General features: G+C 41.3%; 13 protein-coding genes. 8 read left to right on the forward strand and 5 right to left on the reverse strand.

What is annotated here, in order from left to right:
• Positions 1-69: 69 nt before the first annotated feature.
• The gene (locus tag H6G18_RS03155) at positions 70-846 is read right to left on the reverse strand and encodes a glucosamine-6-phosphate deaminase (protein ID WP_190405622.1); all 777 of its coding nucleotides are present in this window, start codon (positions 844-846) and stop codon (positions 70-72) included.
• Between the two features lie 255 nt (positions 847-1,101).
• Between H6G18_RS03155 and H6G18_RS03160 the strand changes: the two genes are divergently transcribed.
• Positions 1,102-1,785 carry an HAD family hydrolase gene (locus H6G18_RS03160; RefSeq protein WP_190405623.1) on the forward strand — a complete coding sequence of 228 codons (684 nt, stop codon included), beginning with the start codon at positions 1,102-1,104 and terminating at the stop codon, positions 1,783-1,785.
• Positions 1,786-1,791: 6 nt separating this feature from the next.
• On the opposite strand, the gene H6G18_RS03165 is transcribed toward H6G18_RS03160, so the two are convergent.
• A complete protein-coding gene (locus H6G18_RS03165; protein WP_190405624.1) occupies positions 1,792-6,312 on the reverse strand; it encodes a GAF domain-containing protein in 4,521 nt (1,506 codons plus the stop codon).
• Between the two features lie 715 nt (positions 6,313-7,027).
• Here H6G18_RS03165 and H6G18_RS03170 point away from each other — a divergent pair.
• The 6 genes from H6G18_RS03170 to shc all read left to right on the forward strand — a co-directional run bounded on the left by H6G18_RS03170 (position 7,028) and on the right by shc (position 12,466).
• The gene (locus H6G18_RS03170; protein WP_190405625.1) at positions 7,028-7,840 is read left to right on the forward strand and encodes a radical SAM protein; all 813 of its coding nucleotides are present in this window, start codon (positions 7,028-7,030) and stop codon (positions 7,838-7,840) included.
• Positions 7,841-7,950: 110 nt separating this feature from the next.
• Positions 7,951-8,574 (forward strand): 4Fe-4S single cluster domain-containing protein, encoded by a 624-nt coding sequence (locus H6G18_RS03175; RefSeq protein WP_190405626.1) that lies wholly within the window; start codon positions 7,951-7,953, stop codon positions 8,572-8,574.
• A gap of 76 nt (positions 8,575-8,650) precedes the next feature.
• A complete protein-coding gene (gene ureE / locus H6G18_RS03180) occupies positions 8,651-9,094 on the forward strand; it encodes an urease accessory protein UreE (RefSeq protein ID WP_190405627.1) in 444 nt (147 codons plus the stop codon).
• Positions 9,072-9,761, forward strand: coding sequence for an urease accessory protein UreF (locus tag H6G18_RS03185; RefSeq protein ID WP_190405628.1), 690 nt, complete (start codon positions 9,072-9,074; stop codon positions 9,759-9,761). Before ureE ends, H6G18_RS03185 begins: the two co-directional genes overlap by 23 nt.
• Before the next feature lie 23 nt (positions 9,762-9,784).
• A complete protein-coding gene (gene ureG, locus H6G18_RS03190; protein ID WP_190405629.1) occupies positions 9,785-10,378 on the forward strand; it encodes an urease accessory protein UreG in 594 nt (197 codons plus the stop codon).
• A 177-nt stretch (positions 10,379-10,555) separates the two neighbouring features.
• On the forward strand, positions 10,556-12,466 hold the full coding sequence (gene shc, locus H6G18_RS03195; protein WP_190405630.1) for a squalene--hopene cyclase: 1,911 nt from the start codon (positions 10,556-10,558) through the stop codon (positions 12,464-12,466).
• A gap of 33 nt (positions 12,467-12,499) precedes the next feature.
• On the opposite strand, the gene H6G18_RS03200 is transcribed toward shc, so the two are convergent.
• The 3 genes from H6G18_RS03200 to H6G18_RS03210 form a co-directional block, all read right to left on the reverse strand.
• Positions 12,500-12,901, reverse strand: coding sequence for a hypothetical protein (locus H6G18_RS03200; RefSeq protein WP_190405631.1), 402 nt, complete (start codon positions 12,899-12,901; stop codon positions 12,500-12,502).
• A gap of 318 nt (positions 12,902-13,219) precedes the next feature.
• On the reverse strand, positions 13,220-13,744 hold the full coding sequence (locus H6G18_RS03205; protein WP_190405632.1) for a pentapeptide repeat-containing protein: 525 nt from the start codon (positions 13,742-13,744) through the stop codon (positions 13,220-13,222).
• Positions 13,745-13,936: 192 nt separating this feature from the next.
• Positions 13,937-14,515 (reverse strand): hypothetical protein, encoded by a 579-nt coding sequence (locus H6G18_RS03210; RefSeq protein WP_190405633.1) that lies wholly within the window; start codon positions 14,513-14,515, stop codon positions 13,937-13,939.
• A 326-nt stretch (positions 14,516-14,841) separates the two neighbouring features.
• On the opposite strand from H6G18_RS03210, the gene H6G18_RS03215 reads away from it, so the two are divergent.
• Positions 14,842-16,830, forward strand: a complete 1,989-nt coding sequence (locus tag H6G18_RS03215; RefSeq protein WP_190405634.1) for a S8 family serine peptidase — start codon at positions 14,842-14,844, stop codon at positions 16,828-16,830.
• Positions 16,831-17,234 lie beyond the last annotated feature (404 nt).

Below are 17,234 nucleotides of genomic sequence, written 5' to 3' on the forward strand. Positions count from 1 at the left end.
TAATTTAATTAATTTTACATTGTGTAACTTAGTTTGATTCTTGCCCAGTTATTTAGAGCATAGGGATGCTCAGGAATATAGCAAGTTAGCTGAATTCATGTCCAAAAATAAAGTTGCTTGTGGTTGTTGGCGGAGAACAGAAGCTGGACAATTTGTGCTAATTGACCCTTGTAACATTTGTTTTATAACTTGCGCTTTACGTTGTTCTGGAGCTAGACAGAATATTTTTTTAGCTGAACATATTAACGGCAATGTCACTGTAAAAGCATACTGAGGAACACTATCCAGATTGGGAAATTGACCTGTATTGACTTGTTGTTGGCGGTTCATTGGATCTAGTTTTACCAGCTTGACGCTGTAAGGGTCTTGAAAATTCGCTACAGATGGATCATTAAAAGCTAAATGTCCATTTTCACCGATACCAAGACAACACAAGTCGATTGCTTGTGCTTGCAGTAATTTAGTATAGCGATCGCATTCTGCTAAAGGTTCCAAGGTATCACCTTTAATATAGTGAAATTGTCGGGGGATAACTCGCTTTTCTACACGTTCCTGCATATAGCGGCGAAAACTAGCAGGATGATCAGCCGTAATTCCTAAATATTCATCTAAATGAAACAAGGTGATTTTTGACCAATCTACATCACCCAAAGCAATCAACGCATCCAAAAATTTGAGCTGAGAATTTCCTGTCGCCAACAATACAGCAGCTGTATCTTTTTGTTGCAGTACGGATTGCAAATACTCGCGTACAATCGTTGCAACATCCTCAGCCATGTCGGTTTCAGATTTGTAAATTTGTACCGACAAATGATCAACACGAAAAAACTTTGTAGCGGCTACCATTTGCTTAAATATTAGGGAGTGGGGACGGGGAAATTTTAGATTTTAGATTTTGGATGGAAAAATCTAACATACTCGCTGCGCTGCGTCTGCTACGCTAACGCAAATTTAAAATTGCAGGGGGGATGAAATTGGCTAACTTATCCATTATTTGTTCTCTAGCCTCTATTTCCAAGCTAGCAACAATGACTTAAGGACACAAAACAATGTAAACTATGTAAATTAAGTTAACAATTATTTACATCTTGCCTAATCATCATGCTAGCTGCAATTCTCTTTGATTTGGATGGTACTATTGTCAATACTGATCCTATACATTACCAAGCTTGGCAACAAATGTTGTCGAGATACAGTATAGAAATTGATGAAACATTTTACAAATCCCGAATTAGTGGTCGATTAAATCCAGAAATTATTAAGGATATTCTGCCGGAATTATCATCAGCCGAAGGTATCAAATTTGCAGATGAAAAAGAAGCACTTTTTCGGCAACTAGCCGCCTATCTTCAACCATTAAGCGGATTTAGCGAATTGATAGCTTGGACAGAAGCATATGAATTAAAACGTGCTTTAGTCACTAATGCTCCGAGATTAAATGCAGAGTTTATGTTGGAGACTTTGGGGATAACAGACGCTTTTGATAAAATCATCCTAGCTGATGATTGTTTAGCAGGTAAACCAGATCCAGCACCTTATCAAGCTGCTTTAAGCGAGTTGGAGATTCAAGCGGAAATGGCGATCGCTTTAGAAGATTCTCCCTCTGGAATTCGTGCAGCAGTTGCTGCGGGTATTAGTACTGTTGGTATCGCCTCCACTCACGACCCCAGAGTTTTGCAAGAAGTCGGTGCATTTATGGCTATTCCTGATTTTACTGATTTGCAGTTGTGGGGATTACTTAACTCCTTAATCAAACCAGATTTAAGTGTAATTCGTAACTTATAATTGTAATTACGAATTATCTTTAATTATTGTAACTATTTCCATAATTTTTTCAAACTGGAAATTATGAGCTAAGTCCACAAAATATTCTTTTAAAGCTGTATCTTCTGATGAAATTTCCTCGATCAAATTTAGAATCAGGTCATCGCTACATTGAGCAGCAGCATTATATAAATGTGTTACCAATTCTTTTGGTAATGCAGAGAGCAAAGGCAACAAATCATCATATAAGAAGATTTTTTCCCTAGTTTTTAGTGCTTGAGAATTATCTTCTTGGTAAACATATTGTATATCTAGATATTGATTGAGCTTTTGTAGAATTTGTTCTTCTGAAAAAGGCTTGTTAATCAAATCATCACAGCCAACTTGGAGCATTGCCTGACGTTGTTCTTCAAAAGCGTGAGCAGTCAATGCAATGATAATTGTGTGAGGATTGGGAATTGTCGCCTGATTTTCGCTTTCATGGGTGCGAATTAAACCTGTAGCTTCATAACCATCCATGATAGGCATTCGCATATCCATAAAAATCAACTGTGGATGCCATTGTTGCCATTGAGTAAGAGCTTCCTGACCATTTTTAGCTTCCCGGACTACAAAGCCAACAGATGTCAGGAGTTTCACTAGCAACAACCGACTATCTGCCACATCATCCACTACCAAGATGCGGTATTCTCCTTGCTGCGGAGCTAAACCAATGACTGAGCGTGCAGTTGGTTGATGTAGAATTTCACTCGAAGAACCTAAACCCACTTTTATGGCGAAGCTAAATGTACTTCCCATCCCCACAGTACTACTAACACTAATATCACCTCCCATCAGTTGCACGTATTTACGGCTAATAGCTAAACCCAATCCTGTACCTTGTTGTGATTTCCTTCCGGTTTCTGTTTGTCCAAAGGCTTCAAATAACAAGCTCACTTCATCAGACGAAATGCCGATACCAGTGTCTTGTACCTCGAAGATCAAGGATTGAGGATTGGAGATTGGGTAAATTTCTGCTCCTCTGCTCCCTAGTTCCTCTCCCTTTGCCTCTTTTTCAGTTCCCAACTTCACCCGTAATATCACACTGCCAGTTTCGGTAAATTTGATGGCATTGCCTAGAATGTTGAGCAAGACTTGACGTAGTTTACTTTCGTCTGTTTCGATATATCGCGCTGTATTTGCTGCATATTCAAATTTAAGTTGTAAACCCTTGGCGCTTGCACGGCCTTGCATCATTTCTTGCAAGTTATCTAGTAAATGAATTAAATCGAAGGTATTAATATTTAATGTTGTTTTGCCTGCTTCGATTTTCGACATTTCCAGAATGTCATTGATTAAGTCGAGTAGATGTTCTCCAGCACGGTTAATAATTGCTAAGTTCTTTTGGTGTTCTTTCGACAGAGTTTTGTCATGGCTCATGATTTGGGTGAAGCCTAAAATTGCGTTGAGTGGTGTCCGCAATTCGTGGCTCATGTTGGCGAGAAATTCGCTTTTGGCTCGGTTAGCTGCATCGGCGGCGATTACAGCTGCTTCTAATGCTTGTGATTGTCTTTGGGTTTGTGTCAGCAGTTGTGCTTGCTGCAAAGCAACTTCTAACTGATTGCCGATTTGAACTACGATATTAATTTCGCCAGTTTTCCATTGACGAGGGCCAGAATTTTGGTAAGTTGCTAATAATCCCCACACTTGATCACCAGATAATATGGGGACGATAATGTAAGCCTTTGCTTGCAAGCGTTCTAAAAATTCGATGTAACAAGAATCGAATCCAGCTTGGTAAATATCTGGAACACAAAAAAAAGTGGAGCCTGGGTTAACCTGTGGATTATTTGTGATTTCTAACAGTTTGGCAATACAATGACTTTCTGCTTGGGTATTTGCCAGATGGGTGTGATGTTTGTGTTCTTCTATCAGAGAAATCCAATCTTTCCCCCAAGATTCGGCGACAAATTTGCCATTCTGGTGGGAATCGAAACGATAAACCACAACGCGATCGCAGTTGAGGACTTGTCTTAATTCTTCGGTTGTGGCGGCAAATATCGTTTCTAAATCTAGTGTCTGGCGCATTCTTTGAATGACTTGGGCGATCGCTCTTTCTCTTTCTACGCTTTCTTGGAGGGCTTCTTCAGCGCGTTTGCGCTCTGTAATGTCTTTATGAGTACCTGTCATCCGCAGAGGCTCACCCTGTTCGTCGCGTTCCACAATCTGACCGCGAGACTGTATCCATTTCCATTCCCCAGAGGCGCAACGCATCCGCAACTCCATTTCATAAACGGGAGTAAGGTCTTGCAGGTGAGAGGCGATCGCTGATTTGACTAGGGCTAAATCTTCAGGATGTATTAATTCATTGATTGCTATTTCTTCATCTTCAATGTCCTGTTCTGCATAACCCAACATCTTTTGCCACTGCCAGTCCCGATAAATTTTACCTGTAGTGATATTCCAATCCCACAACCCTAAATTACTGGCTTCTAAGGCTAGTTGTAAACGTTCTTCACTGTTTCTGTGAGCAGCTTCTATCAGTTTGCGTTCAATTAACCCACCTAGTTGGGTAGCGATAGCGCCTAAGAGCATGAGTAAGCGCTTATCGACTGGAACTGGACTGCACTTAAAAAATACCAAAACAGCTAATACTTTTCTCCCGGCAATGATGGGAATACTAAAACCGGCTTTTAAGCCTACTTTTGCTGCTTGTGGCGATCGCAGAAATTGTGGTTGTTTTAGCTGGGAAACATCTTCAATCCATTCTGGTTGCTTGGTTTGCCAAACTCTTCCTGGTAGTCCCTCACCGGGAGCAATTTTCAGATGTTGGCTTTGGTGACAAAATTCTTCTAAACTGTTTTCTTCACAGTAACAGACCAAACTATGTTCTAAAACATGAGATTCACGACTAGGTGTCCACGCTTCTGCAAAATCCCAGCCAATGGTTTGGCAAATTACCCGTAATACTAGCGTTAAGGCACTTTTAACATCAACTGCGCGAGCGATCGCCTGAGTTGTTAAGAGTAATAAACGACTTTCTGCTTCTGCTTGCTTGCGTTCTGTAATGTCTTTAGCTGTACCCAGAATGTATTTTTGTCCATCAATTTCAATCATTTCTGCACTAAACAGTGCGGTCTTGATTTCTCCATTACTAGTGAGAAAGTCAGCTTCATGGTTGCGAATTGCCTTTGCTTTTTCCAGGATCTGGGAGATAAAATTACACTCTTGTGGATTTAACCAAATATTTAATTCTTTATCAGTGTTACCAATGACTTGAGAACGAGAATAGCCAAATAAGCGACAAAAACTATCGTTCACTTCGATGTAACGCGTTTCTGGATAAGTACAAAGAGCGATGGGGTCAGGGGATGCTCTAAAGGCTGATGCTAATTTTTGTTCGGAAATTCGATGTGCTGCTTCTGCACGTTGACGTTCTCGCACTTCTAAGACTAAGGACACTAAATTAGTTAAAGAACGAGCAAAGTTTTGGTCTTCTGGTGTCCAATGATGAGGTAATCCCACTGCTTCTAAACATAAAACTCCTACAGTTTTTCCTCCTAGCCGAATTGGTGTATCCAGCAGAGAAGTGATATTCAATGAAGCGAGATAAGTCTGAGAAAATTCTTTGGTTCTGGGATCTGTGTGAGCATCCTCTGTGGCGATCGCTTCATCTTGATGTAAAGCTTGAAAATAAGCTGGATAATCTTTTGCTGATAAAAAAAATCCTTCGCGGTGGTGATTGCGACTATACTCAAATAGGTCACAACATTGAATTTTAGTAGCTGTTTCGTCATACAACCAGATACTTGCTCGCTCTACACCCAGATTCTCAGCAGCAGCAGTTGTAATTTCTGCGAAAGCTGCTTTTAAGTTTCTTTGATAGAGTACTTGATTTTTTGCCAATTTTGTTAATACTAAATTATGGTTGCAGAGCTTGATAGTATTGATTTGTAATTCTTTTTGCTGTCTGTTTTGTTTTATGATATTGCTATTTATATCTACTGTTGCCATTCTATTGAATGACTGATTAATTAATTCTTCATTGTTAAATTTTGGTAATTGAAAACAGCATTCTTGTTTATTGCCTATAACAATGTCTTTTGCTGTACTATTCAGTGATATTGATTTATCAGTTTTTAAACCTATTTGATGATGTATTTTTATTGATTCTTTATGTTTATCTTGAATGATTAATTGATTCTTGACGCGGAGAAAGCATTCTTCTTTTCGTAATGGCTTGCTAATAAAGTCAGATACACCTAATTGAAAATAACTATTATATTCCGAAAGCTGATCTATATAAGTTAACAAGATAATAGATATATGCTGAGTTTTGGTTTCAGCTTTTAATTGTTGACAAAAATAATGCCCATCTATTTTATCAATAGAACTATCTATAAAAATCAAATCGGGCATTAATTTGCAAATGCTACTAATTGCGATTTTAGCAGTATTAACTCGTTGTAATAAATAATCTGACTCTGAAAAAAAAATTGATAAAGAATACCAATTCTCTAAAGAATTATCAATTAATAAAATTTTGGTTCGTTGATAATCTATAAGCATATTATCAAGTTAAAGAGCAAATTAAAAAAAAAGACAAAATAATTAAAAAAATTATCAAAATCTCATCAATTTAGTGAAAACTGGTGCATCATGTTTTGGTGAATCTTCCTGAGCTAAGGCGCACGCTATGCCAATAGACTAGAAGACTGGGGAGATACAAACTAATTCCTCATCAGCCTACGGACAAGCTCCCCGAACCCGGACTTCGTTTGTATTGCCGAGATTTCTAATCGCCAGGTCTTTTTTCCAAAAGGGAATGCTCCCAAACTTGGTCAAAATAACTAAATTAGTAATAACCGGTTCAATAATTATTCACAACTATAACGTACATTTGTTACAGAGACTATAAGAGACTGGGGAGTGGGGATCAGGGAGTAAGCGAAGAGTTTTGATGGTTCACAAATTTTTTTACACTCTGCAAAGTTAACTTGCCATACCACTAAAAGCGGCGTAAATAAAGCTACCAGGTCACGTCGATTCTTTACGAAACGCTACGCGAACGCACTCAATCAAAAATTCAATATTAACAATCCTCATAAATAAATTTAGGAAAATGTATCCTTTTTTACTTCGGTAAAACAAGCGCAAATCTTGATATACACACCTTTTGACTTCCGCCTCCACGATAGTACTAGCCTCACAAGTTCCTCATGTTATGGCTATAAATTTTTGCTTATGAGTCTCAGGCGATCGCCCCTACAGTGATAGAACAAATATGAGTGCTATACAATCAACAAAAAGTTCCCGGTGTTCCTCTGTGTATGGGCCTGTCAAATCCTGGCGATTTGGGAATTCTCTAGGAATAGATCCCATTGGGGATGTATGTACCTGCTCCTTCAACTGTGTCTACTGTCAATTAGGACAGATTCAAGCACATACCACCCAGCGTCAGATTTTCGTACCGACAACCCAATTTTTTGAGGATTTGCAAGGGTTTGCGCCTTATGATCAAGTAGATGTTGTCACCCTCAGTGGCAGTGGCGAACCTACTTTAGCATTAAATTTAGAGGAAATTTTGGCGATCGCCAAGCAGATAACACAACGACCAACGGTAGTCTTAACCAACAGTACATCACTGAGGGACACTACAGTACGTCATGCGTTGAAATCAGCAGACACTGTTGCTGTTAAATTAGATGCTATTTCGTCAAATCAATTGCAGCGCATTAACCAACCTGTAGCGACAATTAGTTTACCGCACATCCTAGCAGGTATCGAGCAATTTCGAGGGGAATATCCAGGGAATCTCGCTATTCAAACAATGGTGTTATCTCCCTGGACAACGGAAATGGTAGAACTTTACATCCAACATATACAGCGTTTGCATCCTGATGAAATTCAACTAAACGTTCCTACTCGCTCCCGTGTTTTAGTTCGACAATTAGATGCTAGAGGAAATAATCCCATTGAATCCGTTCCTCACGCTATGCGCCAACTTAAACGTATTAGTGTTGATATCCTCAAAGCACTAGCTGACACAATTCACTATGCCACAAAAATTCCGGTGCGTTGCGCTCCCATAAATTAGGGGTATGGGGGTAAATCATTCTTTCCCTCACAACCTTAAACTCTCATCAAAACAAAAAAATTCCTACGTAAGTCCTAATAGTTAACAAGTATGGTTCCAAGGAGAAAAAGATGGAAACTCAGTCAACCAAGCAATCTATTACACTTCCAGAGATTCCCCCTGGCTATCTCAACATTATGGGTTACATTGATGAGTCAGAGGTTAATGGCCCTGGTTGTCGTGCAGTAGTTTGGGTACAAGGTTGTCCCCGTGAATGTCCAGGGTGTTTTAACCCTGATTCCTGGACGTTTGAAGTTAACCAACTAGTTTCTGTAGATTCTCTGGTTGAGCAAATTTTGAGTAAACCTCAAAATCAAGGCGTGACATTCTCTGGTGGAGAACCGTTTTATCAAGCAACAGCATTGGCGGAATTAGCTCGGAAGCTGAAAGCTGCTGGTTTAAATGTCATGTCCTTTACAGGGTTCACCTTAAAACAACTAGAGTCTGAATCTGCTCCCCCTGGTTCTCAAGCATTATTAGAACAACTCGATATTTTGATTGACGGGCCTTTTGTCGAATCTCTAGCAATTAACTCTCCCGATTCGCCTGTTTCCTCCAAAAATCAAAAAGTTCGTGTTTTTAATCCCGCCTTTGCAGATAAAATTACCTGGGCTAGTGATCAAATAGAGGTTCATATTCTCAAAGATGGGAACCGGATTGTTACAGGTTATCAAGGTTGGTTGGAATGGACTTAAGTAATTGATAGTTAGTAATTCGTAATTGGGTTTTGTGTTGGGTATATACTTTGACACAAAACCGTTTTTATTGATTATGCTGACTTTGACGCAACTGAAACCACCGAATCCTCATGTAACAGTTACTTTGACTTTGCCACTTTCCGCAGAAGAACGTTGTCGTAGTCGTCACCGTTTTGAGACAGAAGATGGTAGGGTTGTGTTTCTGCGTTTACCTAGAGGTACAGTTCTGCGGGATGGGGATATTCTTCAAGACGAAACTAATGGTAATTTAATCAGAATTGCGGCTAAACCAGAACCAGTGTTAACTGTGGTTGCCCAAACCCCACTTTTATTAATGCGGGCAGCGTATCATTTAGGTAATCGTCATGTAGCTGTGGAAATTACCCCGGCTTATTTACGCTTATCACCTGATACAGTATTACGTACAATGTTAGAACACATGGGGTTGGAAATTACTGAAGAAGTTCTCCCCTTTCAGCCAGAATTGGGTGCTTATGGACACCATCACGCTCACTGATAGCCATTTTTTACAAATTTTACAACTAGCTAGTTCTGCTTTACCTGTGGGAGCATACAGCTATTCTGAAGGATTGGAAACACTAATAGAAAATGGTGCGATCGCTAATCAAAAAACTCTGAAACAATGGTTAGAGGCGGAACTAACTTATGGGGCAATTCGTTTAGAAGCGGCTGTGATGGTGAGAGCTAATCAGGCTGTAACAACTGGTGATCTGGAAAGGTTACGCTACTGGAATCTGTGGTTATCTGCGGCGCGGGAAACCCAAGAATTACGCAACTCTAGCTGGCAGATGGGGCGATCGCTCATGCAGTTACTTGGTAAAATACAACCAGAAATATTACCTTTAGCCAATGCTGTGGGTCATCCTTGTAATTATGCGATCGCTTTTGGAATTGTTGCTGCTCATTGGCAAATTAATATCTCTGTCGCCTTATTAGGATATCTGCATAGTTGGGCAAATAATTTAATTACTGCTGGGGTAAAAATCATCCCCCTCGGACAAACAGCAGGACAAGAATTATTACTTCAGTTGCAACCATTAATTAGTCATGCCACAGTAGAAATTATGTCTTTAAAGGATGACGAACTCAGTTGTTGTAGTTGGGGTTTATCTTTAGCCAGTATGCAGCATGAAACGCAATATACAAGGTTGTTTAGAAGTTGAAGAATTAGCAAGACTATTGATTTATGAATGCTTTTCGTGTTGGGGTAGCAGGCCCGGTGGGTTCGGGAAAAACAGCTTTGGTGGATGCTTTGTGTAAAGCATTGCGCGATCGCTATAAACTGGCGGTGGTGACAAATGATATATATACTCAGGAAGATGCTCAGTTTTTGGTGCGTTCTCAAGCCTTGACAAGCGATCGCATTTTAGGTGTGGAAACTGGCGGTTGTCCCCACACAGCGATTCGGGAAGATGCTTCCATGAATTTGGCAGCAATTGAACAACTAGAACAGCGTTTTAGTGATTTGGATTTAGTGTTTTTAGAAAGTGGTGGAGATAATTTAGCCGCTACCTTTAGTCCGGAATTAGTAGATTTGACTATTTATGTGATTGATGTGGCTGCTGGTGATAAAATTCCCCGCAAAGGAGGCCCAGGAATTACCAAATCTGATTTATTAGTAATTAATAAAACTGACTTAGCGCCTTATGTCGGTGCAAATTTAAGCATTATGGAAAGAGATGCAAAAAAAATGCGCGGTGATAAAAGTTTTATTTTTACTAATTTAAAAACTCAACAAGGACTCAGCGATGTGATTGAATTTGTCTGCTCCTACATATAGCAACTAATTACATCATAGAATGACTTACCACTTACCACTCACCACTCATTACTCATTACTCATTACTCATTACTCATTACTCATTACTCATTACTCATTACTCATTACTCATTACTCATTACTCATTACTGCTGTGTTCATGATTAAATGTTGAGTGTGAAGGGTGAGTAGTATTTAATGCAAACACAAGACAGCGTACAAGTTAATCCGCTTGCAGAGGCGATCGCTTCTAGCCAAAAATATCTGCTATCACTACAAAATCCGGCTGGTTACTGGTGGGCGGAGTTGGAATCTAATGTCAGCATCACATCTGAGGCTGTTCTACTCCATAAGATTTGGGGAACAGATAAAACCAGACCTCTCCATAAAGTAGAAGCTTACCTGCGATCGCAGCAACGGCAAACAGGAGGCTGGGAATTATTTTATGGCGATGGAGGGGAACTTAGCGTATCGGTTGAGGCCTACATGGCACTAAAATTGCTTGGTGTACCCGCAAGCGACCCCGCGATGATGCGGGCGCGAAATTTTATTCTGGGGCGTGGTGGTATCAGTAAAACCCGCATTTTTACCAAGTTTCACCTTGCACTTATCGGCTGTTACAACTGGCGTGGTCTTCCCTCCCTCCCCGCTTGGGTGATGCTACTACCCAAGGATTTCCCAGTGAATATTTATGAGATGTCCAGTTGGGCGCGTTCCAGCACAGTCCCACTTTTGATTGTCTTTGACCGCAAACCTATTTATCAAGTTAACCCAAATATCACCCTTGATGAACTGTACACCGAAGGCGTAGAAAACGTCCGCTACGAATTACCCCGCAGTGGTGATTGGACTGATTTATTTCTAACTTTAGATGAAGGCTTCAAGCTGGCGGAAAGTTTAAATTTCATTCCTTTTCGAGCAGAAGGAATCCAAGCTGCCGAACAATGGATTATAGAACGTCAAGAAGCCACAGGCGACTGGGCGGGCATTATTCCCGCCATGCTTAATTCAATGTTAGCTTTGCGCGCGCTAGATTATGATCCCAACGACCCCGTTGTCCTCCGGGGGTTTCAAGCCTTGGATAACTTCGCCATTGAAACAGAAGATTATTACCGCATCCAGCCTTGTGTGTCGCCTGTGTGGGACACCGCTTGGGTAATCCGGGCGTTGGTTGACTCTGGGATTGCACCAGACCATCCGGCGATAGTCAAGGCGGGAGAATGGTTATTACAAAAGCAAATTATTGATTATGGTGATTGGACAGTCAAAAATCCCCAAGGTACACCGGGGGCTTGGGCGTTTGAGTTTGAAAATCGCTTTTACCCAGATGTAGATGATACAGCTGTAGTCGTCATGGCACTTGATGCGGCTAAACTCCCTAATGAACAATTAAAACAGAAAGCCTGCGATCGCGCTCTCCAGTGGATTGCATCCATGCAATGTAAACCAGGCGGTTGGGCTGCTTTTGATATTGATAATGATCAAGATTGGCTAAATGCCATACCTTACGGCGACTTAAAAGCCATGATTGACCCCAACACGGCTGATGTCACCGCCAGAGTATTAGAAATGTTGGGCGCTTGTAACTTATCCATAGATTCCCATAATTTGGAGCGATCGCTGACCTATCTCTTAAATGAACAGGAACCAGAGGGCTGTTGGTTTGGGCGTTGGGGCGTGAATTACATTTACGGTACTAGCGGCGTTCTCTGCGCCTTAGCTTTAATCAATCCGCAAAAATATCAACAGCAGATTGCACGAGGGGCTACTTGGTTAGTCAGTTGTCAAAATCCTGATGGCGGCTGGGGTGAAACTTGCTTTAGCTACAACGACCCCAGTCTGAAAGGTAAAGGCGACAGTACACCATCCCAGACGGCTTGGGCGTTAATTGGGTTAATCGCCGCCGGAGAAGCTACGGGTAAATTTGCCCATGATGCTATGGAACGGGGAGTTAACTATCTCGTCTCTACACAAAAGCCTGACGGTAGTTGGTTTGAGGCATATTTTACCGGGACGGGTTTCCCCTGTCACTTTTATTTGAAGTATCACTACTATCAACATTACTTTCCTTTAATTGCCCTTGGTCGCTATCAAGCAATAGTTTCGTAGTCAAAACCACAAATAGCGCCAAAAGTCCAAGGATTAGCAAACGAACTGACTTGGTTTAAAGTAAAACTTGGCGTATTTACGTGAGCTTTGAAACTCAGAGCCAGAATCATCATAATAATTTTTAAATCCGCCTGCGCTCAAACTCCAACTTTGATGTTTCATTCTCGAACGTTCATGTTCTGAACGAGAATTTTCCTGTTCAGAACTCAACGTTTTATGTTCCAAACGAAAACGTTCCTGTTTTACACTCAAAGTTTTATGTTTCAAACGAGAATTTTCCTGTTTTACACTCAAAGTTTTATGTTTCAAACGAAAATTTTCCTGTTTTAAGCTCAAAGTTTTATGTTTCAAACGAAAATTTTCCTGTTTTACACTCAAAGTTTTATGTTTCAAACGAAAATTTTCCTGTTTTAAGCTCAAAGTTTTATGTTTCAAACGAGAACTTTCCTGTTCTGATGTGGAATGATAGTGTTCTAAGGACTAATACTCTACATATAATTGTCAACTGGTAAGCGATATTACCGAAGATTGTAAAATAACGCGATGTGCGACTTATCCTTGAAACCCCTCTCCATAGCTTGCTTCCCGCAGGGTACCTCTCCCCTACAAGGAGGAGCCACTTGCTACAACGCGGGTTCCCCGCGTTGTAGCAAGTGGCGTAGAGGCTTTAATTCTTGCTCCCCTTCCCTACAAGGGAAGGGGTTGGGGGTTAGGTTCGAGAGAAAGTTGCACGCCGCGTAAAATATGAATCATCTATTCATCTAAAATTGTGCCTTCTATATTGGCTCCTTCTAAATTTGCGCCGTTTAAATTCGCTTGATTCAAATCAGCTTGGTTGAGATTTGCCTGTGTCAAGTCTGCTACGGTTAAATCTGCGCCACTGAGATCGGCTCTATCGAGATTTGCCGCTTGTAAGTTTGCTTCGTGTAACTCCGCTTCATTTAGATTAGCTTGAATTAGTTTCGCAACTGTTAAATCAGCCTGGTTCAAATTAGCACCATCTAAAATTGCACCATCGAGAATTGCACCATCGAGAATTGCACCACCTAAGTTGCTACCTGTGAGGTTAGCATGGCTTAAATTTGCGCCATTTAAGTCTGCTTCTATTAAACTACTGTGAGTCAAATTAGTATTACTCAAATCAGATCCATCTAAGATAGCTTGATCGAAAATGACTCCACTCAAATCGGCTCCCCTTAAGTTTGCCTCACTTAAGTTAACAGCCGTAAAATTTCTCTCACCCGCAGCGTAGTTTTTCAGAAGTTCATTTGCTTTCATAGCGTTACTAACCTATGTTAATTAGATACTGAAAAAATTCCCAATACTCGCCATTGGGAATTTTGTCTTTAATTAGGAAACACACATTGAGATAGTCTAACTAATATTAACTATGATTACGACTATCTTTAGTTATGAATTCATTTCATACCTGAGATAGACATTTGGTAATTTGTAATTTTTTCCTATTCCCTAGAACTGACGCAGTTGCCTTTCCATCAGCATTTGTGGTTCTACACTCTCCACATTAGGTATGGCTATTAGTTGAGTTATTCCCGTGAGAGCATCAGCAATTTTACCTGTTTTGGCACGTAACCAACCAGCGTTAGGGGCATAGGCTAGGGTTTGTGCTAATTCGTAACCAGCTTGATTGATAGCAGCTTGTTGTGATGTAATATCAACGTCTCCACCAAAGCGAATGAACACCATACCAGTAGGTACAGCAAGGGTTCCGTTATTTTGTAAGGTATAGACTGGACTCAATGTATCTGTGTTAGCAGTGTCCTGAATTGCTTGATTGGGTTCGCCGGGGAAAATAGCAATTGCCCCTGCACCCTCATTCAGTACTAAAATTGCATTAGATGGCGTGGTCTTGGCTTGTTTGTAGTGTGCGGCGTAGTACCCAGACTGGCGATTGTAGAAGACACTTGGATCTGTGCCAACACAAATTTGTTGGGGATACTCAATAAAGTAGTCTCTTTGGGGTCTCACTTCAGCAATTAAAGGTAGAGAGTACGCCTGTAAAAATAATTCAGTGGGAAAATAAATCATTCTTTTTAAATTCTAATGATTTCCGGTAATTAGTAACTTCCTCTCATAAATTGAAAATGGGCAGGATAATAAGCAAGGGGGCAGGGGGAGAAGAGAATTTGATGACTAATGACTAAATAATTACAAATTAATTAGACAACAGGAGATGTGAATAAGTTGCCGTTCACATAAATTTGTAATTCCCACAAACTCGATTCTGGAAAGCTAGATTGATAGCTTGTATCAACAGAAAATTCTTTCTCATCTGCGTCTTATGTGTGACTTGACTATAAAATTACACACAAAATACAGAGGCTAAGTATCAACTTAATAGTAGGAGATTAAGTATGGTTCAGGTTCGCTATGGTGGTCAGAACGGTGAACAGTATGAACTGGTGATTAGTGATAATCACATTGTAGTTCGTACCGAAAGCCGTAGTGCGCTTGTCAGTGATAGACCGTTTGAAGTTGCTTCTGTCTCACCCCAAGCCCGTAGCATCCTCAATCAATTTGATTTATCAACTCGGTTCAGCCAAGCGGGTGTAGAAGTTCTCCAAGCTAAAGAATCGAGTCAGGATGCTGCTTTGCGTGACACAGCCAGGGAAATTCTCAATCAAGAACCGGAGGTGGAATTTGCTGGACGTGTTTTGATTGACCCCATCAGTAGGCAGCCGATAATTTATACTGAAAACCTCTTTGTGAAGTTTGACCACGAAGAAGATGTTAGCGTCTGCCAAGAACTTTTAGGACGCTACGGCTTAACGATTAAACGTCAACTGGAATACGCCCGGAATGCCTACTTTGTCAGCGCACCCCCCCATACTGGTTTAGCCATCTTTGATATTGCCGAAAGGTTGCTCAACGAGGCATCGGTGGAATTGTGCCATCCTGAATTAGTGCGAGAATTGAGGCAGCGTCAGGTGTTTCCGCAGCAATGGCATCTCAAGCAAACCACCATTAATGGTAAGACTATCAATGCCCATGCCAATGTTGAAGCGGCGTGGAAGTTGAGCGATGGTACGGGGACAATTATTGCCATTGTTGATGATGGCGTAGATGTTGACCATGAAGAGTTCCGTTCCTCTGGTAAGATTGTGGCTCCCAGAGATGTGACGCGAAAAACCAACTTTCCCACACCAGGAAACAGAGATAATCATGGTACAGCCTGTGCAGGTGTAGCCTGTGGTAATGGCAACTTTGGGGCTTCTGGTGTCGCGCCTGGGGCTAAGTTGATGCCGATTCGTTTCGTTTCATCCCTGGGTTCACAAGATGAAGCAGACGCTTTTGTTTGGGCTGCTCAAAACGGTGCGGATGTCATTTCTTGTAGTTGGGGGCCACCAGATGGTAAGTGGTGGGATGACAAAGACCCTCTACACAAGCAGAAAGTGCCTCTACCTGATTCCACAAGACTGGCGATGGACTATGCCATCAATAAGGGGCGTAATGGTAAAGGGTGTGTAATTTTATTTGCCGCAGGTAATGGCAATGAAAGTGTAGATAATGACGGCTATGCCAGCTACAACAAGGTAATAGCTGTAGCGGCTTGTAACGACTTCAGCACTAGAAGCGCTTACAGCGATTTTGGTCAAGCGGTCTGGTGTGCTTTCCCTAGCAATAATGGCAACCCTTCTCAAACTCCTGGTATTTGGACAGCCGATCGCTCTGGTGTACTGGGCTATAATTCCGGTAATACCAATCTCGGTGATCAAGCTGGTAATTACACCAACAGTTTCGGTGGAACTTCTAGTGCCTGTCCTGGTGCGGCTGGTGTTGTCGCCTTGATTCTCTCCCGCAATCCAAATCTGCGTTGGGATGAGGTACGAGACATCATTAAACGCTCATGCGATCGCATTGATCCAGTTAGTGGTAAATATGATGCTGATGGACGTAGCCCATTCTACGGTTATGGGCGGATCAATGCACTCAAGGCTGTGGAATTAGCACTACCAGAACATCCTGCACCTGTAAGTATCTTCAAAGCAGTGCAAGATGTCCCCATTAATGACTTGCAAACATCTCAACTCAGTTTAGCGATCGCTAATACCAACCCCATCAAATCTATCAAAGTTGAGGTAGATATTGAACATACTTACATTGGTGACTTGGTAGTTACACTCAAACCCCCTATGGAAACTAGTGTATTACCGATAATTCTCCATGATCGCAAAGGTGGAGGTGCAGATGATATCAAACAAACTTACGATGAGGTGAATACACCAAGGCTAACTGCTTTTCACGGTAAAAGTCCCCAAGGAAACTGGACTCTGGAAGTAGCAGATAAGGCTGAGGCGGATACAGGTAAGATTCGCAGCTTGACTATTGAAATTGGGTTCTAAAGTTTTGCTGAGGAGTGGCTCATAGGTGTAGGGATATGAGGGTGTAAGGGTTGATGAAATTATTATTTTTTCATTACTCATTGCTTGGTCAAAAACCTACACTTGTCAGAATGGACTACTCCCCAGATGAGGCGATGGTATTCGACTGAACGCTGACTTTTCACGTTATGTGGAAAAGCTAACGTAAAACCTAACCCCCTAACCCCCTTCCCTGCGAGGGAAGGTGGAAAATTAAAGCCTCTACGCCACTTGCTACAACGCGGGGAACCCGCGCAAAGCAGTGGCTCCTCCTTGTAGGCTACGGTGTACACACAAGTTTGCCCAGAGCGAGTTTCCAGCCAAAAAAAGTGGATTCAAATTGCTCAAGACCGCGAACCAAAGTAGTAATACCAGGAGGTTTTTGA

Origin of the sequence: Anabaena subtropica FACHB-260 (genome assembly GCF_014697105.1) — a bacterium.
Taxonomy (GTDB): Bacteria; Cyanobacteriota; Cyanobacteriia; order Cyanobacteriales; family Nostocaceae; genus Trichormus; species Trichormus subtropicus.

What these genes read in the sequence shown, in the direction of transcription:
- H6G18_RS03155 (WP_190405622.1), bottom strand. Translation starts at nt 846, where the DNA reads ATGGTAGCCGCTACAAAGTTTTTTCGTGTTGATCATTTGTCGGTACAA.
- H6G18_RS03160 (WP_190405623.1), top strand. Translation starts at nt 1,102, where the DNA reads ATGCTAGCTGCAATTCTCTTTGATTTGGATGGTACTATTGTCAATACT.
- H6G18_RS03165 (WP_190405624.1), bottom strand. Translation starts at nt 6,312, where the DNA reads ATGCTTATAGATTATCAACGAACCAAAATTTTATTAATTGATAATTCT.
- H6G18_RS03170 (WP_190405625.1), top strand. Translation starts at nt 7,028, where the DNA reads ATGAGTGCTATACAATCAACAAAAAGTTCCCGGTGTTCCTCTGTGTAT.
- H6G18_RS03175 (WP_190405626.1), top strand. Translation starts at nt 7,951, where the DNA reads ATGGAAACTCAGTCAACCAAGCAATCTATTACACTTCCAGAGATTCCC.
- ureE (WP_190405627.1), top strand. Translation starts at nt 8,651, where the DNA reads ATGCTGACTTTGACGCAACTGAAACCACCGAATCCTCATGTAACAGTT.
- H6G18_RS03185 (WP_190405628.1), top strand. Translation starts at nt 9,072, where the DNA reads ATGGACACCATCACGCTCACTGATAGCCATTTTTTACAAATTTTACAA.
- ureG (WP_190405629.1), top strand. Translation starts at nt 9,785, where the DNA reads ATGAATGCTTTTCGTGTTGGGGTAGCAGGCCCGGTGGGTTCGGGAAAA.
- shc (WP_190405630.1), top strand. Translation starts at nt 10,556, where the DNA reads ATGCAAACACAAGACAGCGTACAAGTTAATCCGCTTGCAGAGGCGATC.
- H6G18_RS03205 (WP_190405632.1), bottom strand. Translation starts at nt 13,744, where the DNA reads ATGAAAGCAAATGAACTTCTGAAAAACTACGCTGCGGGTGAGAGAAAT.
- H6G18_RS03210 (WP_190405633.1), bottom strand. Translation starts at nt 14,515, where the DNA reads ATGATTTATTTTCCCACTGAATTATTTTTACAGGCGTACTCTCTACCT.
- H6G18_RS03215 (WP_190405634.1), top strand. Translation starts at nt 14,842, where the DNA reads ATGGTTCAGGTTCGCTATGGTGGTCAGAACGGTGAACAGTATGAACTG.